Annotated in this window: 17 protein-coding genes and 1 other RNA gene; 12 read left to right on the plus strand and 6 right to left on the minus strand. The window is 35.3% G+C overall.

Features of this window, described 5'->3' with window-relative positions:
• Positions 1 to 51 precede the first annotated feature (51 nt).
• The gene (locus J2Z82_RS12305; RefSeq protein ID WP_245251619.1) at positions 52 to 1,095 is read left to right on the plus strand and encodes a DUF2515 family protein; all 1,044 of its coding nucleotides are present in this window, start codon (positions 52 to 54) and stop codon (positions 1,093 to 1,095) included.
• 37 nt (positions 1,096 to 1,132) lie between these two features.
• Here the strand turns inward: J2Z82_RS12305 and J2Z82_RS12310 are convergent, their stop codons facing one another.
• Complete coding sequence (locus tag J2Z82_RS12310) at positions 1,133 to 1,237, minus strand: spore protein (protein ID WP_209481090.1); 105 nt, start codon at positions 1,235 to 1,237, stop codon at positions 1,133 to 1,135.
• Between the two features lie 148 nt (positions 1,238 to 1,385).
• Between J2Z82_RS12310 and J2Z82_RS12315 the strand changes: the two genes are divergently transcribed.
• The 7 genes from J2Z82_RS12315 (at position 1,386) to J2Z82_RS12345 (ending at position 7,005) form a co-directional block, all read left to right on the plus strand.
• Positions 1,386 to 1,646: a hypothetical protein gene (locus J2Z82_RS12315; RefSeq protein WP_209481091.1), complete on the plus strand. Its 261-nt coding sequence runs from the start codon at positions 1,386 to 1,388 to the stop codon at positions 1,644 to 1,646.
• Between the two features lie 74 nt (positions 1,647 to 1,720).
• Positions 1,721 to 2,083: a DUF1798 family protein gene (locus J2Z82_RS12320; RefSeq protein WP_209481092.1), complete on the plus strand. Its 363-nt coding sequence runs from the start codon at positions 1,721 to 1,723 to the stop codon at positions 2,081 to 2,083.
• Positions 2,084 to 2,149: 66 nt separating this feature from the next.
• Positions 2,150 to 2,551 (plus strand): cytidine deaminase, encoded by a 402-nt coding sequence (locus J2Z82_RS12325; protein WP_209481093.1) that lies wholly within the window; start codon positions 2,150 to 2,152, stop codon positions 2,549 to 2,551.
• A 313-nt stretch (positions 2,552 to 2,864) separates the two neighbouring features.
• Positions 2,865 to 3,167 (plus strand): cell division regulator GpsB, encoded by a 303-nt coding sequence (gene gpsB, locus J2Z82_RS12330; RefSeq protein WP_092492744.1) that lies wholly within the window; start codon positions 2,865 to 2,867, stop codon positions 3,165 to 3,167.
• Between the two features lie 67 nt (positions 3,168 to 3,234).
• An RNA gene (rnpB, locus tag J2Z82_RS12335) (RNase P RNA component class B) lies at positions 3,235 to 3,617 on the plus strand.
• Between the two features lie 747 nt (positions 3,618 to 4,364).
• A complete protein-coding gene (locus tag J2Z82_RS12340; RefSeq protein ID WP_209481094.1) occupies positions 4,365 to 5,492 on the plus strand; it encodes a THUMP domain-containing class I SAM-dependent RNA methyltransferase in 1,128 nt (375 codons plus the stop codon).
• Between the two features lie 22 nt (positions 5,493 to 5,514).
• Positions 5,515 to 7,005 carry a carboxypeptidase M32 gene (locus J2Z82_RS12345; protein ID WP_390313454.1) on the plus strand — a complete coding sequence of 497 codons (1,491 nt, stop codon included), beginning with the start codon at positions 5,515 to 5,517 and terminating at the stop codon, positions 7,003 to 7,005.
• Between the two features lie 170 nt (positions 7,006 to 7,175).
• On the opposite strand, the gene J2Z82_RS12350 is transcribed toward J2Z82_RS12345, so the two are convergent.
• From J2Z82_RS12350 to J2Z82_RS12360, 3 genes are read right to left on the minus strand one after another with little or no spacing between them, the layout of a single operon-like run.
• Complete coding sequence (locus J2Z82_RS12350; RefSeq protein WP_209481096.1) at positions 7,176 to 8,834, minus strand: b(o/a)3-type cytochrome-c oxidase subunit 1; 1,659 nt, start codon at positions 8,832 to 8,834, stop codon at positions 7,176 to 7,178.
• The gene (locus J2Z82_RS12355; protein ID WP_209481097.1) at positions 8,834 to 9,337 is read right to left on the minus strand and encodes a cytochrome c oxidase subunit II; all 504 of its coding nucleotides are present in this window, start codon (positions 9,335 to 9,337) and stop codon (positions 8,834 to 8,836) included. The genes J2Z82_RS12350 and J2Z82_RS12355 overlap by 1 nt, the downstream gene beginning before the upstream one ends.
• 25 nt (positions 9,338 to 9,362) lie before the next feature.
• Entirely contained in the window at positions 9,363 to 9,509 is a 147-nt protein-coding gene (locus tag J2Z82_RS12360; protein ID WP_245251623.1) for a cytochrome c oxidase subunit 2A, read from the minus strand.
• A 228-nt stretch (positions 9,510 to 9,737) separates the two neighbouring features.
• Between J2Z82_RS12360 and J2Z82_RS12365 the strand changes: the two genes are divergently transcribed.
• Complete coding sequence (locus J2Z82_RS12365) at positions 9,738 to 10,817, plus strand: type III polyketide synthase (protein ID WP_209481099.1); 1,080 nt, start codon at positions 9,738 to 9,740, stop codon at positions 10,815 to 10,817.
• Positions 10,814 to 11,326, plus strand: coding sequence for an isoprenylcysteine carboxyl methyltransferase family protein (locus tag J2Z82_RS12370; protein ID WP_209481100.1), 513 nt, complete (start codon positions 10,814 to 10,816; stop codon positions 11,324 to 11,326). The genes J2Z82_RS12365 and J2Z82_RS12370 overlap by 4 nt, the downstream gene beginning before the upstream one ends.
• A 36-nt stretch (positions 11,327 to 11,362) precedes the next feature.
• Here the strand turns inward: J2Z82_RS12370 and J2Z82_RS12375 are convergent, their stop codons facing one another.
• Both J2Z82_RS12375 and J2Z82_RS12380 read right to left on the minus strand, forming a co-directional pair.
• A complete protein-coding gene (locus tag J2Z82_RS12375) occupies positions 11,363 to 12,037 on the minus strand; it encodes a queuosine precursor transporter (protein ID WP_209481101.1) in 675 nt (224 codons plus the stop codon).
• 386 nt (positions 12,038 to 12,423) lie between these two features.
• The gene (locus J2Z82_RS12380; protein ID WP_036572880.1) at positions 12,424 to 12,624 is read right to left on the minus strand and encodes a cold-shock protein; all 201 of its coding nucleotides are present in this window, start codon (positions 12,622 to 12,624) and stop codon (positions 12,424 to 12,426) included.
• A gap of 333 nt (positions 12,625 to 12,957) precedes the next feature.
• Here J2Z82_RS12380 and J2Z82_RS12385 point away from each other — a divergent pair, with 333 nt between their 5' ends.
• On the plus strand, positions 12,958 to 14,628 hold the full coding sequence (locus J2Z82_RS12385; protein WP_209481102.1) for a formate--tetrahydrofolate ligase: 1,671 nt from the start codon (positions 12,958 to 12,960) through the stop codon (positions 14,626 to 14,628).
• On the plus strand, positions 14,628 to 15,218 hold the full coding sequence (locus J2Z82_RS12390) for an HD domain-containing protein (RefSeq protein WP_209481103.1): 591 nt from the start codon (positions 14,628 to 14,630) through the stop codon (positions 15,216 to 15,218). Before J2Z82_RS12385 ends, J2Z82_RS12390 begins: the two co-directional genes overlap by 1 nt.
• The last annotated feature ends 161 nt before the right edge of the window (positions 15,219 to 15,379 follow it).

A 15,379-nucleotide genomic window follows, 5' to 3' on the forward strand; every position in this document is an offset into this window, starting at 1 on the left:
ACTACAAGATGATAACTATTAAAAAATTTGGCATTCATTAAAGGGATTTTTATGAAAGTTTTTGGTGTTATCTTAGCAGATAAGAAAGTATTTATCTTTCTTGTTTGTAAAATCAAACAGACATCTGAAAGAGGTGCTATTATGAATCCCAAACTAAGAAATAATGATTATCTCTATTATATTATAAATAAGACAAATCAGCATAACACCGATAACATTTCCCGAACAAAAGCATATCAAAACTTTTATATGGAGTTTAATGAGATAAAATGGGCATTCATTGCAAGTATGGTATCCCGGAATGCTGGATGGAATATGACAGATTTATTTTTATCCCCATTTCAAAAAATTCTTTCAAGTGACCAAAACAAGCAATTGTTTATGACATATGAACGAGCAAACTGGCTGATTTTTTCTGATGCGTACCCACAGTTGCTTGTTTATAAACTTTCGATTCAATTAAACAGATCAATGTTCCATCTATTACCAAATTTAAATGTATCACAGTTTATGGTTCAAGAATGGAATAATTATTGGAAAGATAATGATAAAGAAAGACTTATGATTGCCTTAATAATTAATGAACAGAATATAATACAAAAACCTGTCATTCAACAGTCTTATTTTAAGTATCATATTTTTTTACGACTGCCATACCTATTACAAGATTTTTTATTTATGAATGCTATTATTTTACCCACAAGAAAAAGCCTTTTATATGGTACATACGTACATGATTTCACAAACCTTTCAAAACGTATCGATTTAGGAAAGCGTATAGCGTCCATCATGTTTAAACCAATGATTTATGATCGGTTGCTTGAATTTGCCCATTCAATTGAACATACCGGTTCTCGCTGGGATTATGAACAATTTCTTGGAAAACAGTTCGAAAAAGGACCTTTATTACGAACTGTGTATCCAGTAATCACTCATCAAGATATTATTCGATTGGATTGGTATAAAAGAGGGGGGATAAAGAAAAAATGGATGGAAAGCTCAGAAGACAATTTGAATTCAGACGTCAGCCAGTCATTCTACAAAAGAAGAGAATTACTTTATGCCTATTATCACTTAAGAAATAGCATTAAATAGAAAAAGGATTTGTATGATACAAACCCTTTTCTAAAGATTATGTTGATGGACGATTTGGACCATCTAACTTTTTATCTCCTGTATGATTTCGCTTCTTTTGTCGGTCATTTTCTGCTTTTTGTTGGGATTTCTTTTTCACCATATTGACACCTCCTTTCCATTTAGTTTGTCTATATATCAGCGAAACTACACTTGTTTTGCCATATTTCTTCTAGTTTTGTCGAAGGGGAAGGGATGACTAAATATTCCTCGAAAATGTAATTAATACTTATATAAAAAGGGTGGTTGTTATGGCAATTATTAAGGATATGAATCAGAAGGTTCATGGAATAGATAAAAGGAAATTTAGAAATTCAATCGGGGATTTAGCTGATCAATTAAGACTGATTGAACAAAAAATTACGATGGGAACAGATAATAGCATAGACTTCAATTTCCAGGAACAACAAAAAGAAATTAATCGCGTGTATTCATCTGTCCAAAAAATCACGAAAAGAGATAAGCTTCTAATGTCCAATTATGCACCGAAAGCTAAAAAAAGATTATCCTAATATGTGCTTATTTGAATTAGTAATGATAAAATGTACCTGTTAGAAAATATTTTTATAAAGGCAGGACAGTTTTTATGGAATTGGAATTACAAACAAAGCAATTTAAAGAACATGTAGATAAATTAAAAGAAAGATACGAAAAAAATAACCCACCTGAGAATAAAAAAGATAAAGAATTTTTTCTTATGGTAAAAGAATATACAGCACCTATATATTTATTCTTAGAGGAATGGGAAGAAAGTACACTTCAAGTTGTTAAGGATCGTAAAGTTAATATCCATCCTCAGCAGGTAACTTCTACAAAGGAAAATATGGAGTTATTATTAATGCATAGTTTCTACATCGATGCAAAGAGAAAAAGGTACATGGAATTAAATCATTCAGTACTCTATGTATTGGATCAATTATTAAGAGAGCTTAAGCATAATAACATGTAAAAACTTTACAAGACCAGCTTTATCTATTATAATTACCTTCCATTTAGTGTGAAGGGGGAACATGGTATGAGTGAAAAAGAATTGATTCAAGAGGCAATTACTATTCGAAATAAAGCATACGTTCCATACTCAAAATTCCCTGTAGGAGCTGCATTGTTAACCAAATCAGGTAAAGTATATACAGGATGTAATATTGAAAATGCAGCATATCCTGTAAGTTGCTGCGCTGAACGAGTAGCAATCTTTAAAGCAATTGCAGATGGTGAACGTGAATTCAAAGAAATGGCAGTAGTAGCTGATACTAAACGGCCCGTACCTCCTTGTGGTTCATGTCGGCAGGTAATGAGCGAATTTTTTGATAGTAAATTAACAGTCCATTTAACAAACTTACATAATGATATTAAATCCGTTACGATGGATGAACTATTGCCTTTTTCTTTTCAGCCAGAAGATTTAACCGAAAAATAGATCAAAATGGAGCTGTTACTTTCAGCTTCATTTTTTTGCAGTAAGAATACTTTCTTGCTGCAAAAGAGTAATTAAGACTTATATTAAAGCTTGCATTCCAAAGTATAAGATGTACTACATAAGAATCCATTTAACGGATGCCAAGTCCTAACATTTTATTAACCCAAAAGACAAGTTCACCTAATAATGTTATACTATGGTTAAGGAAGAAATCATGCATAAATTAAAGGGACAAACAATACAATTAAAATTGACATTTACTTATTAATCACTAGTAGAGAAAAACAATTAAAAAAGTATGAGGTGACTTTAAATGAATACTAATCGCATTCAGCTCAATGGAAAAGAAATTCTGGAAAAAGAGTTTAAAACAGCAATGCGTGGCTACCATCAGGAAGAAGTTGATGAGTTTCTTGATACAGTCATTCAGGATTATGAAGCATATGAACAAGAAATAGAGAAATTAAAGCAGGAAAACGACCGACTAAAGAAACAGTCTGATCAAACTAGAACTAGAACTGCAACAACTCCAAACCATCAAGTAAATTATGACATCTTAAAACGCTTATCCAATCTTGAGAAATCGGTCTTTGGCAAAAAATACGCTGATTCCTAAATTTAGTTTTTTTTACCAATGAAGTAGGCTTGTGAATATGTTATAATTTAGTTACTAAAAAAGTTGAGTACTCACGTAATCGCTGTATATTTAGTATGCAGAGGAAAGTCCATGCTCACACAAGCTGAGACGTTTGTAGTGTTCGTGCCTGACGAAATCATAAGTCAGGATAACCTGATTGGGTTAATGGCAGTGGAAAATCCTAACTCTTATGACATGGATTAATACACTTGAAAGTGCCACAGTGACGTAGTCGGAGTGGAAACATTCCGAGTGGAACGCGGTAAACCCCACGAGTGAGCAACCCAAATATTGGTAGGGGCATCCTTGATTAGGGAAATTGAACCGAAAAAGGGACAAGTAATATATTGCTTGTAGATAGATGATTACGACCAATGTACAAGGTTGACCACCGTTTGAGTACATTGGAACAGAACATGGCTTACCGAGTATTCAATGGTCTATACGTAAATTAACAAACCTTTCTGATTGTCTTAATTAGGAAGGTTTTTTGTTGTGGAAGAAACTATAATAAGAATTCAACTTTCGTAACGTAAAATGAATGCATAAACCTTGAAAGGATAATAAAGGTTGAAGAAACACTACTTGAGTTGACTTTGGATCAATGGTACATATTTGATATAAACTACGAACTAGTGGTTGTGTGTGTGCAGTAACACCGCTACGGAAATACACTTCGCGCACCTAGGGCGGCTGTTGAGCCCTCTTCGTGCTGACGCACTCAGATGTCTCATCTAGGCCTATCCTCCCCCAGGAGTCTACGTGTATTTCCTGCGCTGGGATTTGCTCGTTATAACTTGATAAAATATAACAAACTATACATTGTGATGGATAAAAAGTAAAAATTATTAAATCATTTAAACTAGCAGCTGGAATATGCGAGACTCCTGTGGGAAGAACAAGCTAGGCACTTGCTCACGGAAAGGGCATATTCCAGCTCGTGGTTAGAGAAACTTACAAATTTCACTCGTTCGCCGTTTATATCTTATAGGTACGAAAAACTTTTATCAATGTTGTCAAGGCAGCAAGTAAAAACGTTTGAAATTTTCAAAATAGCTGTTTGAGCTTATTCTATAGATGCGAAAGATGAGTAATCCTAGACTTAGTTTTCTATTAGTAATTTTAAAATGATATGGTAAACTATAACTAATTCTTGGAAATGAAAGGACTAAATGTATGACACAAGAGGTAACATTAATCGCAACAGCTGCTATGGGACTTGAATCTATAGTAGCAAATGAAGTAAAACAGCTCGGCTATGAAGTAGAAGTCGAAAACGGTAAAGTAGTATTTCAAGCACCAGTGTCTGCAATTCCCAGGTGTAACTTGTGGTTACGAACAGGGGATCGTGTGAAACTGAAGGTAGGTGTATTCAAGGTATCTACATTCGATGAATTATTTGAATCAACAAAGGCTCTGCCATGGGAACAATATATTATGGAAGATGGTAAGTTTCCTGTTTCAGGTAAATCTGTAAAATCTACATTATTTAGCGTTCCAGACTGTCAGGCTATCGTTAAAAAAGCAATAGCTGAACGGTTAAAATTAAAATATGGTGTCGCTTCAACAATGCCGGAAACCGGCTCATTATACAAAGTAGAAGTCGCGATTTATAAGGATGAAGCAATACTAACATTAGATACATCAGGTGCTGGGTTACATAAAAGAGGATACCGTGTTGGACAAGGTGAAGCCCCACTTAAGGAAACAATGGCTGCAGCACTCTTGAAGCTAACGAATTGGAAGCCAGAGCAGCCTTTAATAGATCCATTTTGCGGATCTGGTACAATCCCGATTGAAGCAGCATTAATTGGTCAAAATATTGCTCCTGGGTTTAATCGTGAATTCGCCTCTGAAAACTGGCCATTCGTCAAAGACCAGTATTGGGAAGAAGCTTTTCAAGAGGCTGAAGATAAAGCAAACTATGATCAAAAATTGGATATCACGGGATCTGACATTGACCATAAAATGATCAAAGTTGCGAACGACAACGCTAAGGAAGCTGGGTTAGGAGATCTAATTTCATGGAAACAAATGCAAGTAAAGGATTTGTTCTTACGAAAAGAGAATGGGTATATTGTAGGTAATCCCCCATATGGCCAACGTATTGGAGATCAGGAAGGCGCAGCAAAAATATACCAGAATTTGGGCAATGTAATGAAACAGCATCCAACTTGGAGTGTATATATATTAACTGCATATGAAGCATTCGAAAAAGAATACGGACAAAAGGCTACTAAAAAGCGGAAACTATTCAACGGGTTCATCCAAACAAATTATTATCAGTATTTTGGCAAGAGATAAGGGGGAATTCAATGTGGATAATATAGCACAAGCTCAAAAGGACTTCAAAGAATTATTAAATGAACTAGATGTTTATCGTGAAGCAATTACCCTAACACAATGGGATATGCGTACAAAAATTCCCAAAAAGGGAGTAGAGCAACGTTCGGAAGTAGTTGGTTTTTTATCTGAGAAAGTACATCAACTTGAAACATCAGAAAAGATGAAATATTTTATTGATCTTTTAAAAGACAATACCGAAGATGAAATCGTTAGAAAGACTGTAAAAGAATGCGAAGAAATATATGAACGAAATCGAAAAATCCCCAATGATGAATTCAAGGAATATGTAATGCTTCAGTCTAGATCAGAGTCCATCTGGCAGGAAGCACGAGAGACAGATAATTTCTCTCTTTTTCAACCTTATCTGGAGGAGTTAGTCGCATATAATCAAAGGTTTGCAGCGTATTGGGGTTATGAGGATAATATCTATGATGCTCTTTTACATAATTATGAACCTGGCGTTACAACTGAAACGCTTGATAAAGTATTCCCTGAAGTTAGAAAATCCTTATCGTCGTTATTGAACAAAATAAACCAGAGCAGCCATAAGCCGGATCCTGCTGTCTTAATAGGACATTTCCCTAAAAAAAACCAGGAAGACTTTACTATTAAGATTTTAGAGCAAATGGGTTATGATTTCTCTTCAGGACGTCTTGATGAAACTGTACATCCATTTGCCATCTCATTAAATATGAATGATGTACGTATAACCACTCGTTATGACGAAGAAGACTTTCGAACAGCTATTTTTGGTACGATTCACGAAGGCGGACATGCCTTATATGAACAAAACATTAGCAAGAAACTAATTAATACACCGTTAGCAACCGGCACTTCCATGGGGATACATGAATCACAGTCACTGTTCTGGGAAAACTTTGTGGGAAGAAATAAGTCTTTTTGGGATAGTAATTACGAGTTATTTCAGTCATATGCACCAAAGCATTTCCAGCACCTTCCATTACGTGAATTTTACAGTGCTGTTAATGAAGTGAAACCATCATTAATTCGAATTGAAGCAGATGAGCTAACCTATTCACTTCATATTATGATTCGATATGAACTAGAAAAGGCATTAATTAATAATGAAATTAGTGTTAGTGATTTACCACATCTCTGGAACGAAAAGATGGAGGAATACCTTGGAATAAAACCACCAACTGACAGAGAGGGAGTCTTACAGGATATTCACTGGTCCGGAGGTGATTTCGGTTATTTCCCTTCCTATGCGTTAGGCTATATGTATGCAGCACAGTTTCATAACACAATGAAGACTAAGATGAATGTAGATGATTTAATAAAAAATAATCAGTTTGATCAAATACGCAATTGGCTGACAGAGAATATTCATCAGTATGGGAAAATGAAAAAACCACTTGAAATAATCGAAGATGTAACAAAGGAAGAATTAAATCCGGATTATCTTGTGAATTATCTGACAAATAAATACACCAAATTATATAATCTTTAATATGCAAAAACAGGGGAAGCTCCCCTGTTTTTTTAGGCAGTTAAGAATTCTCTCTCCTACTGAATAAACGCAATTAAAGATTGCACTGCAAAGTATAAGGGGTTCTATTGAAAAGCAATATACGCTTTTATAGAACCCCTTTAATAATAAGTTTTTCTAATGTAGCATTATCAGTTATTTCCAATCGGCCAAGCAAATGGTGGAGAGCCTGGAGGTGAATGCTGAATAATTTCTATAAACGGAATGGTATATGCAAATAGAATCAGTGCAATTGTTAACCCAATCCAAAGTTTCCAATTTTCCAGGAATTTTGGTGTAGGTTCTGCATCTGGTTCTTCTTCTGCAATAGGAAACTCTTCTATTCCTTTTGGTGCAAAGAAAGCTAATTTAATAAATATATACACCATCAATATGATACCTATAAATAAAATTGAACCGCCAATCGCCTGTGAGTACTGATAACCAATCCACTCTGACGCTTGTTCGGTACCGCCATATGTTGAATAAGCTGATCGACGTGGTGCTCCAAATAAACCTGCAATATGCATTGAACCAGACATAATGGTCATACCAATTGTCCATATAATCGTTTGAATTATACCTAATTTATTGATTTCAGCTGTCAGTTTTCTTCCGGTTAAAGCCGGAATCAACCAATAAGAAATTCCAAAGAAGGTTAAAATAACAGTTGTTGCAACAGTCAAGTGAAAGTGTCCTGTTACCCAAATCGTGTTGTGCACGACTGCATTTAACTGGTGAGAAGCATTAATTATACCGCCAGTCCCAGCGGGAATAAATGCAAGCATACCTACCATCGGTGCAAAGAATCTTACATCCTTCCATGGCAAATGTTTTACCCAGCCAAATATGCCTTGAAATCCTTTTTTGCGTCCCGTAATTTCAAACGTTGCAAACATGGAAAAGGCAGTTAACAAAGAAGGTATAATAACCATAAATGTTAGTACAACTTGAATAAATTTCCACATTGGGTCAATTCCAGGTTCGGTTAGTTGATGGTGAAACCCTACCGGAATGGAAAACATTAAAAATAGGACAAAGGCTAGACGAGCTAACGAATCGCTAAATATTTTTCCACCAATAATTTTAGGGATTATAGCGTACCAAGCCATATATGCCGGAAGCAGCCAGAAATAAACTAACGGATGTCCAAAATACCAAAATAATGTTCTGCTTACTAAGATATTTATCGTGTCAGCATAACCAAGTGACCAAGGAATAAACTGAATCAATACTGTAGATGCTACACCTAATGTTGCAATAAACCATAGCAACATATTTATAACAACCATAAATGCTAATAGAGGTGACTTTTCATTTTTATGATATTTTCTCCATAAGAACATTTGCCTGAAGTTAACAAAGCAAGCAACCCAACTTCCAATAATTACTAATGCCAACCCAATATAAAAGGCCGGATGTGCTTTTAATGGAGCGTAAAAGGTATAGAGTACACTTGCTTTACCTAATAAAATTGTGATTGAAGACATAACAGTACCGACGAGCATAACCCAAAAGCCAACCCAGGAGATCTTACGCTGTTTAACTGTTAATCCAATTGTTTTATTAATTAACGTAAACTGGAATCCAATAATAAAGAATGTTGTTAAGACAAGCCCTAATATAACGCCGTGAACAGTCAATACTTGATAATAGTCAATACCCCATGGAAGTGTGAATGTCCCGGAACGAACCAATGTTTGGAGTAATCCCATTAGACCTCCAATTAGCAGGGCGATAAAAGCTACATAAATATAAGCCATAGATAATTTCGTTTCCTGTTTAGATAAACCTAATTTTTCATTAATCATTATTCATACACCTCCACAGTAGCGTACATCAAATGATGTCCTGTCCCGCAATATTCATTACAAACTAAAGTATATTCACCGGGTTTTTCCATTACAGTTTCATAACTGCTGACATAACCAGGTTCAACCATCATGTTTACATTCGTTCCAGCAAGTTCAAATCCATGAACAACATCTTTTGACGTTACATGGAACAAAACAGTTGATCCCTTGGGTACTCTGATAGATTTCACCTGAGCCCCTTCCTCATCAACACCTAAATCATAATTAAATGCTGAAGCAACAACATTAAGAATATATTTATTTTCATCTACCTTAGTCAAACCAAGATTTTCTTGTTTAAATGCCTCATTTGCTTCGACATTTTGTGGATCAATTGTTGTCATCTGGCTTTGTGGATGTGTTCCCTTATAAAATGCACCGATACCTATAACAAGAAGGAATACCACAAGTGATCCTACCCCAAACATTAGCCAAATCTTTTCGTATTTGTGTAAATGCATTTAAAACATCTCCCATATTTCTTTTTTATCTAATAACAAAAAGAGCATATACACCAAACCAACTAGCCAAAATAAATAGTCCAAGCATCATAACCGAAATGAATGTTCCTTTTAAGTCTGGACTTTCTTTTTTATTAGCTTTTTCGTCCTTTTGATGATGTAGACTCGTCAAATTACTCACCCCCATAAAATCAAATTACTGTTCTATCTTTAATGATACACCTATCAAAAATGAAAATTGTTGATTTACACGATAATTCATAAATTGTTCAATAACTGCTGTGAGCCAAGAGTTTAAGGGGATTATAAGCGATATATTAATAGAGATTATGAATAACTTGTGAAGAAACTGTTATATTTTTGTGGAAACTAAACAAACTAAACCTAAAAAGGTGAGTTCATGTCGTTTATATGTTCAGTTGGATTAGGTATTCCTTCAAATGAATTATCTCAGCCTTCAGTGAAAAATCTAGTCAGGGAAATTTTTACATACTCTGAAAGATTATTACCTGTATTTGACCATGCAATGATTGATAAAAGACAGTTTGTAGTGGGGGAGGATTGGTTTAAAGAAAAACATTCATTCCAGGAAAAGAATGATTTATATCATAGACATGCTATTAACTATTCATTACAAGCAATGGACGCTTGTCTAGCTAATAAAGAATTTCTTAAACAGGACATTCCATACGAAGCTATTGATTTAATTATCTTTGTGTCGAGTACTGGAATAGCTACGCCATCATTAGATACATATTTAATGAACGAGCGTCCTTTCCGGGAAGATATTGCCCGAATGCCACTTTGGGGATTAGGTTGTGCAGGTGGGGCAATAGGATTGTCCCGGGCTTTTGATTGGCTTACAGCTCATCCTGATAAAACAGTTCTAATTATCACATGCGAACTATGCAGTCTCACATTTCAAAAAGATGATAATAAAAAAAGCAACCTAATTGGTACAGCCCTATTCGGAGATGGAGTGGGTGCTGCTTTATTAGTAGGTGAAAATTCAACTTATCTATCTTATGTAAAGAAAGTAAAGCCACAAATAATAAATACGAGTTCAGTAACGATGAAGAACAGTAATTCCGTTATGGGGTGGGACATTACAAATGATGGATTGGAAGTAGTATTCTCAAAAAGTATTCCAGCACTTGTGCAGACATTCTGGAAGAAGCATATTGAGACATTTCTGCAAGATAATAATATAAACAGAAGTGAAATATATTCATTTATTGCACATCCCGGAGGTAAAAAGGTATTAGAAGCTATGGAAGATGTTCTGCAGGTTCCACAAGAAAAGTTTAAACATTCGTATCGTGTACTTAGAAAACATGGGAACATGTCTTCAGCAACTGTCTTTTATATACTGCATGAATGGTTAAAAGAGGGAGTACCGGAAAAAGAAAAAAGTATTTTATCAGCTTTAGGACCAGGATTTAGTTCAGAATTATTAATATTGGAGTGGAGTGAAAGATGACAACTTGGATGTGGCTATTTATTATTGCAGTTATTGCACAACGGCTGATAGAACTAAGCATTGCCAGGCGAAATGAAAGATGGATGAAAGATAGGGGAGGTATTGAAAAAGGGGGTAAGCATTATAAATGGTTTATATGGCTTCATAGCATCTTTTTTCTGTCGATGATTTTTGAAGCACTTTTAAATAATAATAACAGTACCGGAATTAATTACTTTTTGATCACTATATTTTTATTAACACAACTAGGGAGAATATGGTGTATTCATACATTAGGGAAGTTCTGGAATACGAAAATTATTGTTTTGCCAGGAGTCTCACTTATTAAAAAAGGGCCATATAAGTACGTGAAACATCCAAATTATATTATTGTCGCTATAGAATTATTTGTTATACCGCTTCTTTTAGGAGCCTATTTAACCGCATTTGTATTTCCGCTCTTGCATGTACTTCTATTAAAAATAAGAATTCCACGTGAAGAAAAGGCGTTAACGAAAGCGACTTTATAGCAAAAGAGGATAGCGAATTCGCTATCCTCTTTAAGTTTATTTTTTATGCAAGTTTTTAGCAATATACATAAATGGTGTATCGATTAGTGCTACTGCAAATTTAATTATATACGTTGTTAAGAAAATTTCCAGCCAAACAGAGGTTGGATATTCACCGTAAAATGCTATTGTACAAAAGACGGCAGTATCAAGAAGTTGACTTACAACTGTACTGCCATTATTTCGAATCCATAAATTTTTATCCGCTGGGAACAATTTACGCAGTTTGTCATAGATCCAAACATCAAAATATTGGCTAATAGCATATGCAGCCAAACTACCAGCAGCTATACGTGGGATCATTCCAAAAATAGTTGCTAGTGATTCATGGGCAATATCGTCTGCACCAGGTTCGAACATAAGTACAATTTGCATCACAATAGTCATGGTAATTAAAGTTGAGAATCCTAACCATACAGCTTTTTTTGCATCTTTCTTACCATACTTTTCATTCAAAATGTCGGTTGCTAGGTATGCTGTGCCATATATAATATTTCCCAACGTTGCAGTTAACCCAAATAGTTCAACTGTTTCCAGTACCTGAATATTAGCCATAACAGTCGCCATACCTATCCATGCAAAAAGACCCATTTTTCCAAACATACGATAAAATAACAATAATAATGAAAAGTTCACAAGGGCAAACAATATCCAAACTATTTCATTTGGCATGATAATAAATTCCTCCTTAGTTTTGATAACGCGGGAGTTTACGAACCGCGATTAAACAACAAAATTCATTATACGTATTTAGACTAAGAGAAGCAAGGGGGAGAAAATAAAGTAATCGACTTATTTGAATAATACTTTTTTGGATAGGCTTGATTACATATCACTTAGGATGGAGGCGTATAGTGTATGATGATGCTAAATAAGAACAAAGGTACATCCGCCTGTTGAGTGCCGTATGGACTGTGCTCAGCGCTGCGGGTAGGTCGACGTTGCCACGCAAAGCGGTGCTTTTAGTCGAACATCCAAAGCACTTAAATATTTTATAGTTTCCTAATACCAAAAAAAGCGGTAATCTTTTTCAGATTACCGCTCTATATATTGTTGAGTTATTTTTTAGTTACATTTGCAGCTTGTGGGCCACGTTCGCCTTCTACAATTTCAAAAGAAACTTCTTGTCCTTCTTCTAAAGACTTAAAGCCTTCTTCCTGGATAGCAGAATAATGTACGAATACATCATTTCCTTCTTCCAATTGAATAAAGCCATAACCTTTTTCTGCGTTGAACCATTTTACTACTCCGTTTTCCATGTAAATAAATCCTCCTAAAAGCTTTCACGTAAAACGTGTTAATACAAAGCAGATAAATGAATATCAAAAAAGGCAACCTCGTATAGAAGGTAGGATCACTAGTACGTCCACTTCTATAGAAGCTGCCTGTCGTTAATGAATCCATACATCTTCTTTGCTTATGTCTAATATAGCCTATTTTAGTCTAGCCGTCAAGAAGTTAGGCGTAATAAAGTTAAAACTTTTATAACAAACAAGGCTTAATGTAAACGCTTTAAAAATTGTCTAAATCAATGTGAAAATTATGTTAAATGCGTTACACTATAGATATTATTGTTGTGAGGAGGAGTACAAATGAAGACAGATATCGAGATAGCTCAACAAGCTGAACTAAAGCCAATTGGGGAAATCGCCAAAGGATTGGGATTGACAGGTAAAGACTGGGAGCCATATGGCCACACAAAAGCAAAACTGTCTGACTCTTTGTTGGACAAATTAAAAGAGAAACCAGAAGGCAAGATTGTCCTGGTAACATCAATCAATCCAACACCTGCTGGAGAAGGAAAGTCCACAGTTACTGTTGGGTTAGGACAAGCACTTACCAAATTAAACAAAAAAGCAATTATTGCATTGCGAGAACCTTCACTAGGACCTGTCATGGGAATGAAGGGCGGAGCGGCAGGCGGAGGATATTCACAAGTACTGCCAATGGAAGATATTAATTTGCATTTCACCGGTGATTTACATGCAATAACAAGTGCCAATAATGCGTTATCAGCCATGATCGATAACCACATACATCGAGGAAACGAATTAAACATAGACCCACGTCGGATTGAATGGAAACGAGTTATGGACATGAATGACCGTGTATTACGTCAGATAGTTGTCGGCTTAGGGGGACCTTTACGAGGAGTTCCAAGAGAAGATGGATTTACCATTACAGTTGCCTCAGAAATAATGGCTATTTTGTGTTTAGCATCAAATCTTGAAGATCTGAAAGAAAGAGTCTCGAGAATAGTTATTGGCTATACATATGATGAAAAGCCAGTAACAGTTAAAGAACTAAAAATAGAAGGTGCCATTACACTGTTACTAAAAGATGCCATGAAGCCTAATATGGTCCAAACAATCGAAAATACACCAGCAATTATTCATGGAGGTCCTTTTGCAAATATTGCACATGGCTGCAATAGTATTATAGCAACCAAAACTGCGGCCAAACTGGGAGATTATGTTGTGACCGAAGCAGGATTTGGTGCCGACCTTGGTGCCGAAAAGTTCCTTGATATAAAATCCCGTGCTGGCAACTTTGAAACCGATGCGGTCGTAATTGTTGCAACAGTCCGTGCGCTAAAAATGCATGGAGGAGTTGCAAAAGACAATTTAACCGTCGAAAATATTGAAGCGCTAAAGGCAGGAATGGAAAATTTAGAAAAACATATAGAAACCATTGAATTTTTTGGGCTACCGTTTGTCGTTGCCATAAATAAATTTCCAACGGATACAAAGGCCGAAACAGACTTTATTATAAAATGGTGTGAAACAAGAAATATTGACGTAGCATTAAGTGATGTATGGGCGAACGGTGGAGCAGGTGGCGTTGACCTCGCTGAAAAAGTTATTGATAAAGCTAATTCTGATGAAAGGAATTTCAAACGTGTTTATGGTTTGGATGAATCGTTGGAAGCTAAAATCAGAAAAGTAGCGACAACCGTATATGGCGCAGATGGTATTGAACTATCCAATAAAGCGAAAAAACAGTTGGAATTTTACGAAAAACAAGGATGGGGCAAACTCCCGGTCTGTATGGCTAAAAATCAATATTCTTTATCTGATGATCCTGTCTTAACAGGAAGACCTAAAGGATTTACTGTTAGTATAAGAGAACTGCGACCATCAATTGGAGCAGGCTTTATTGTTGTGTTAACTGGAGACATGATGACAATGCCTGGATTGCCTAAGAAACCAGCTGCATTAAATATGGATGTAGCTAAAGATGGAAAAATCGTGGGATTATTTTAATGAGCAATACTGAGAAATTGGAAGCTATTTGTGATTATATATATAATATTTTTTCGAATGACACCACAGGTCATGATTACCATCATATGAAACGGGTAGCAAGAATAACTAGTTCAATTGCTAAACAGGAGGGAGCAGATCAATTTATAGCTGAGGCTGCAGCATGGATACATGATGTTGGAGACTCGAAATTGTTTTTAAATAGCAGTTACGAATTAGACAAGTTAAATGAATTTTTACAAACAATAAATTGTACTCAAAACCAAATGAAACTAATTAACATTGCGGCAAAAGATGTTTCGTTTAGCAAAGGTACAACACCTGCCACACTGGAAGGTAAAATTGTTCAGGATGCAGATCGAATAGATGCATTAGGAGCCATAGGAATTGCCCGAACTTTTGCGTTTGGTGGTTCAAAGGGACAATTAATTTGGGATGATAACAATAAAGAGAATACATCTGTTCAGCATTTTTACGATAAACTCTTAAAACTGAAAGATCTGATGCACACGTCTAGTGGAAGACGAATTGCTGAGGAACGACACAATTATATGAAAAACTATTTAGATCAATTTTTTCATGAATGGTAACTTGTCGAAGAAAAATTAAGTCGAGCAGACCAACTCTACTCGACTTTTTCATTGCTTAGGAAATTACACTAGCGTTGCATTAAATTTTTAAGAAGAAGTCAAGAAAAATATTTTATGTGAAATTTGTGAATGATGGGAATATTCACTTTAAAAACCACAAA

This window comes from Virgibacillus litoralis (assembly GCF_017873675.1).
Classification (GTDB): domain Bacteria; phylum Bacillota; class Bacilli; order Bacillales; family Amphibacillaceae; genus Lentibacillus; species Lentibacillus litoralis.